This is a genomic window from Roseibium aggregatum IAM 12614, from assembly GCF_000168975.1.
GTDB classification, from domain to species: domain Bacteria; phylum Pseudomonadota; class Alphaproteobacteria; order Rhizobiales; family Stappiaceae; genus Roseibium; species Roseibium aggregatum.
Genome location: NZ_AAUW01000046.1, coordinates 1 through 4,959, shown reverse-complemented (window position 1 = coordinate 4,959; position 4,959 = coordinate 1). Strand labels below are relative to the sequence as shown.

Annotated in this window: 5 protein-coding genes and 1 pseudogene; 2 read left to right on the top strand and 4 right to left on the bottom strand. The window is 58.0% G+C overall.

What is annotated here, in order from left to right:
* Positions 1-123: 123 nt before the first annotated feature.
* From SIAM614_RS32385 to SIAM614_RS31065, 3 genes are all read right to left on the bottom strand, one after another.
* A complete protein-coding gene (locus SIAM614_RS32385; RefSeq protein ID WP_157140191.1) occupies positions 124-417 on the bottom strand; it encodes a hypothetical protein in 294 nt (97 codons plus the stop codon).
* A gap of 90 nt (positions 418-507) precedes the next feature.
* Positions 508-1,098, bottom strand: a complete 591-nt coding sequence (locus SIAM614_RS30330; protein ID WP_040441586.1) for a hypothetical protein — start codon at positions 1,096-1,098, stop codon at positions 508-510.
* 9 nt (positions 1,099-1,107) lie between these two features.
* Entirely contained in the window at positions 1,108-2,097 is a 990-nt protein-coding gene (locus SIAM614_RS31065; RefSeq protein WP_050789543.1) for a MobA/MobL family protein, read from the bottom strand.
* 334 nt (positions 2,098-2,431) lie between these two features.
* On the opposite strand from SIAM614_RS31065, the gene SIAM614_RS30320 reads away from it, so the two are divergent.
* Complete coding sequence (locus tag SIAM614_RS30320) at positions 2,432-3,679, top strand: type IV secretory system conjugative DNA transfer family protein (RefSeq protein WP_006940633.1); 1,248 nt, start codon at positions 2,432-2,434, stop codon at positions 3,677-3,679.
* A 159-nt stretch (positions 3,680-3,838) separates the two neighbouring features.
* Positions 3,839-4,513 (top strand): annotated as a pseudogene (locus SIAM614_RS30315) (type IV secretory system conjugative DNA transfer family protein); the annotation flags it as partial.
* On the opposite strand, the gene SIAM614_RS30310 reads toward SIAM614_RS30315, so the two are convergent.
* Complete coding sequence (locus SIAM614_RS30310; RefSeq protein WP_040441585.1) at positions 4,506-4,844, bottom strand: SHOCT domain-containing protein; 339 nt, start codon at positions 4,842-4,844, stop codon at positions 4,506-4,508. The pseudogene SIAM614_RS30315 and the gene SIAM614_RS30310 overlap by 8 nt on opposite strands.
* Positions 4,845-4,959 lie beyond the last annotated feature (115 nt).

The window sequence follows — 4,959 nt, the reverse complement described above, 5'->3', positions numbered from 1 at the left end:
CCACAATGGTCGAAACACTCCGACAGGCCGGATTCCTGGTGGAATGGCAAACGCGCCAGAAGGTCAACGGCGAGCCCGAAAAATACCTTAGAGTGAGCTGGGGAGTGGATGCGAAGGCCGCTGTTAATTCCCCGCCAAGTACCACCCCTTCGAGTCTTTGACCAAATCAAGATTGGCATTGCCGGAGCGTGTTATTCCTGAAATATCCGTCTCGGAAAAACTTATCGAGCAGCGATAAAATGTTCTTCCTTTTAAAGTCATACCGCCGTCACATCTTTTTGAGTTTATCGTTATTTCATTCGGAATAAGCGTTTTTCTCGCGATGCGCTTCTTGAATAAATCAACCAAATGACTTTCTGGGCTTTCGCCGCATCCAGCCAGCACCAGCAATCCCACAAACGGTAGTATGTGCTTCATTCGCATGGTCCATGCCCCTATCATTAGCCGCAGCAACTTAAAGGGGCAAAGCGCCGGAAAAACAAGCTTTTTGAAGCTGTAAGGTGGTTTTCAGCGCTCGCGGTCTAAACCACGTTTGCGCGGCCGAATTTTCGGGCGGGACTTGTCCTGAGGCTTCGGGGGATTTTTGGCAAGAATCTTTCCCAGAAACGACTCCTTTTGAGGCTCATATGGAGATGGCACGGCGGGCTGAGGCTTCCGGCTTTTCAAGCGTTCCATGAATGAACGCTGTGGTTTTTCTTGGGTCGGTTTCCGGCGAGCGCGGGCTTCTTTCGCAGCGCGTTCGGCACCGCGTAGCCGAGTGGAATCATGTTCGTGGTTTTGCAGAAGCTTGGGCAGTCGCCGTCTTGCAAGAAGTGCATCACGGCGTTTCTGTCCTGCGCCCTTCTGAAGGGCCTGGCGGGACAGAAGACTGCCGGGGCGACGGCCGAATGCCCGGCTCTTGGGGTCGCGAAGCTTGTCGAAGGTAGGGCCGTCACCTAGGCGAGCACGAGCATTCTGGATGCGGTTCATGGCCCGCTTAGGGCTCAAGAAACTATCGTCCATCGTGTCGTTGAGACGGGAACGGCTGTTGCGCTCTGCGAAGCGAGCCTGTGCCAGTTCGTCTTCCGTCAGCCCCAAATCCTTGTCATCAACCGTCATACAGCGCCCTTACCGTTCGCGGTCATCATCGCGCCACCTTGACTTGTGGCGATTGGGGATGCGGTCACGCGGTGGCCGCTCCGCTTTAGGCTTTGGCGGGGTTTCACGGAAAGGCAAGCCTTTCTGTGGCGGTTCCGACTGCGGCAAAGCTGGTGGCTTGCGTCTGTCCAGGAAGGACTTCGGGACTTCGCCAGGCGTTTTCTCCGAAGACGGGGCGGGCACGCGCCGGTTCAACCTGTCTTTGAAAGGCATTCGTTGAGGTTCTTCCCTGCGTCCATCCGGAGGCAGATGGAGACGGCGCAACCCGTCCAGTTCTTCGCGCTGCCGGTGGGCATCGAGGTCGCTCCAATAGTCGCGCTCGGTGGGCCGTGCCCGATTATATTCCGGCCGGGTTCGCCCTCTGTCGAGCGCGGGATAATTCACGCGACGGCTGGGAGACCTGGCGCCAGGTCCATTCCGCACATCACGTGGTCGCGAAACAGGCCTTCGTCCGTTTTCAGCGGCGGCGCGATTGCGGGGGCCTTCGTGCACCTGCGGTTCGCGGTCGATGCCCTGGGCTTTCAGGGACCGGGCATCAATGCGCTCGGGACGCCCGGCCCTCTCCAAGGCCCGATTTGCGTGGGCTTGCCATTTGTCGCGTAACCTCTGTGTGGACCCCCGGTCTGTCGTTCCGAACACCCGCTTGCCGGTGTTTGGATCCCGGTCACGGAAGACAAGATGACAATGAGGGTTCTGTGCGTCTTTGCCCTTGTCGTGATGGGCTGCCAGCCATGGCGCGCGCCCATCCGTCACTTCCTCGGCATAGCCACGCACCAGCTCGGCGCGTTGCTCCGGATTCAATTCCTTGGGCAAGGCCAGCATGAGCTTGTCCGCCACCCTGCCGTTCGAACGGCTGCCATCTTCCGCGTCGTTGAAAAAGTCACGGGCACCATCACGCTCAACCGGCATGCGGGCTCCGTCAAGGCGCCCCAGGGCTTTGTTGCGGGTAATGTAATTCACATGCGCCCCCGTGGTGTAGGGGCGCTCCTGAGTGCTCTTCCCAATGGGCTTATGGTTCAGGCTGTAGATAGCCAACGGAAGCCTCTGACGGTGGTGGGGCGCGAGTTTTGGTACAAAACTCATAAGTGCGCTCTAACGACAGTAACGAAGCTACCAAAGTCAACTGGAAACCTCAAGCGACCGACTGACCGTGACCAGGGCAACGTCCTGGGCCGGTCGCGGTCGCGTTCGGCCAGGGCCTCCCACAACATTGCTTGCCCCTCCTGCGTGAGTTGCATTGCTTCTGCCTGCACCTACCGGCTAACGTCAGCCAAAAAACGCGCTGGGGTTTTTTATGGATGCTTTCGCCCTTATTGCCGTCATTGTGGTCGTGTCATTTGCCGCGGCTCTATTTTACCAACTGAACAACGGTGTCGGTGGCGCTATCGCCCGTGCACGAACGCCACTGCCACAGCCTGCCGCCGCCAAATTGCCCCCGGCGCCGAAATCGCTTGAGGACATTGAAGCGTTCCACGCCAATGAACTGAACGCCATCACGCTGACCATTGCGGAACTGACCCCTCACCTATTGCCTGAAACCAGCTTCTATCATCTCAGTCGGGCGGTCTCCGAAAAGCATGCGTATCTGAGCCGCGATGCAGCCGATGATGACTATCTCCTGAAAGCTGCGGGCTCGGTCCAACGCGACTACATCCGGGTCGCGGCCGAACGAGCTTTGAAGGGGGCTTCGTTCCGGCGCACCTTGCGCGACATGACCGACACCGAACGGGCAACCCTACGGCTGGCTGATTTGCTCACCGCCGTGGGTCAGATTTCCAGGCGCGAACGCCTCGAAATCTTCACCCCCATAATCTGGAACAGCGGCCAAGGGTTCCTGATAACCGGCGGGCCGTTTAATTCCGCCGATTTGCTGTCAGAGCTACGCAGCAGCATGACCACCCTGATTGAAGGGCATCTTGGCCCCTCCCCGTCCGCGACAGAGCGTTTGCAGGATGCCCTGCGAAAAGCGCTCGGTCCGGACAGCCATTTAACCGTCCGCGAACGCACTGTTCTGGAACGGCTGCTCGTGACCGGCGCCAAGTGGATGCCACCGGAATCCGCTGCCACCGCCTTGGTCTACGGGCAACCGCTCCGGCCTTCCGTGCTGCGTCTCGGCCGCATAGAGGGGTCGGATTCCGAACTGCTCTATGACCGAAACGAGAGTTTGATAACCATTGCCCCGCCCGGCCAGGGCAAAAGTCAGTCGGTGATGCGGAACCTTCTGAGCATGGACGGCGGCGCCCTGGTCATCGATATCAAGGGGGAACTCTTCGAACAAACTGCCGCCTGGCGCGCCCGCAATGTCGGGCCGGTTTACCGTTTTGCGCCCTCGGACCCTGACAACTCCATCCATTTCAATCCGCTGGATACAATTCGGCCCGATGTTGCCGGTGCTTACGAAGATGCGCGCAAACTGGTCAACCTGCTGATGGTTCCCGCTGAGCAAGGCAAAAAAGACTATTGGGACAAGCGTGGGCTGTCCCTGTTGGCGGATGCCATTCTCGATACCGCCCTGTTCGAAGAACCGGATACCGCAATTTAATATCTGTTTTGACCGCCTCTATCTCGAAGCAGTTCAAAGACAAACCGACGCCGAAGTCAGCCTCTTCGAGGGAGCGAGTGGACATGTGGCTACGAACTTCCGAGTCATGTTCGCAGCTCAGCGCACGCCAAGCGGTGCGCATATGCCTCGAAGGTCCGTGAGAGTGTCACCGATACGGCGCGCACGCATATCGATACCTGGGAATCCCCTCGCATTGAAGACCTCACCACCAAATCAACCTTTGACCCTTTGTCGCTGCGTCGCGACAAGGCCACGCTGTACATCTGCATCAGCATGGACGAATTGGAGCTATACACTTCGTTTTTCCGGGCGTTGATTGGACAGACCTTCTATGCGCTTTGCCGGGGGGAAACAGACCGGAACACCCCCGTTGTCACTTTCCTGCTCGATGAAATGCCGAGCCTCAAGCGTCTGGACATTCTGGAATCCGCCCTCGCGCTCGGTCGTGGCTACGGCGTGCGCCTCTGGATGTTCGCCCAAAACTTCGGGCAGTTGAAAGAACATTACCCCAATGCCTTTGGCTTCACTCAAAACAGCTACGTCCGGCAATACATGGGTATCGATGGGGAACTGGCTCTGAAGATTTGCAAGGAACTGAGCGAACGGCAGGGGTTGATTGACGGTCGCCGCAAGCCCCTGGTCGAGCCCCACGAATTGACCGGCGATGCTTTTCGCGACCTCACCCTGACCATCGCGCAGGGACACCCCCCTGCCCGCGTGGTCAAGGCATACGGCTTCGCCGAATATGGCGACCGCATCGAATCCGCAAAGGCGTTTGACTGTAGCGAAGGCTTGCTGAAGGTGCCTAGCTGAGAAGCTGGGTCTTCTTCTGGTCGAACTCTTCCTGGGTGAGGTGCCCGGCTTCGCGCAAGCTTGCCAGCTTGGCGATTTCATCAGCTACGCTCAGGCCAGCATTGGCGCCACCAGGTAGTGCTTTACTGGCAGGAGCATTCTGCATGGCCTGGACGGCCTTTCCTGTCGCGATACCGGCTTTCGCGGCCGAGACGCCCAGGGATGCGAAACCCGCTACACCCAAGGCCAATCCGGCCAGCATCATCGGAATACCGACGATGGAGAAGGCGATTGTTAAGGTCGAAATAAAACCGCCGATAAATAGGAAACTTCCCGCAATTAACTTACCCATCAAGGCCCCCTGATTTTTCAATCAGGAGTTAGTGAATACAAAAAACATCGACCGTCAATGCTGTTTCTGACGGTGCCTAAGCGGATTTTTGCGCAGGCGCTTCGCGCCGGTCGCA

Excerpts from the sequence above, each read along its gene's own strand:
- SIAM614_RS32385 (WP_157140191.1), bottom strand. The coding sequence starts at position 417 with ATGAAGCACATACTACCGTTTGTGGGATTGCTGGTGCTGGCTGGATGC.
- SIAM614_RS30310 (WP_040441585.1), bottom strand. The coding sequence starts at position 4,844 with ATGGGTAAGTTAATTGCGGGAAGTTTCCTATTTATCGGCGGTTTTATT.
- SIAM614_RS30330 (WP_040441586.1), bottom strand. The coding sequence starts at position 1,098 with ATGACGGTTGATGACAAGGATTTGGGGCTGACGGAAGACGAACTGGCA.
- SIAM614_RS30320 (WP_006940633.1), top strand. The coding sequence starts at position 2,432 with ATGGATGCTTTCGCCCTTATTGCCGTCATTGTGGTCGTGTCATTTGCC.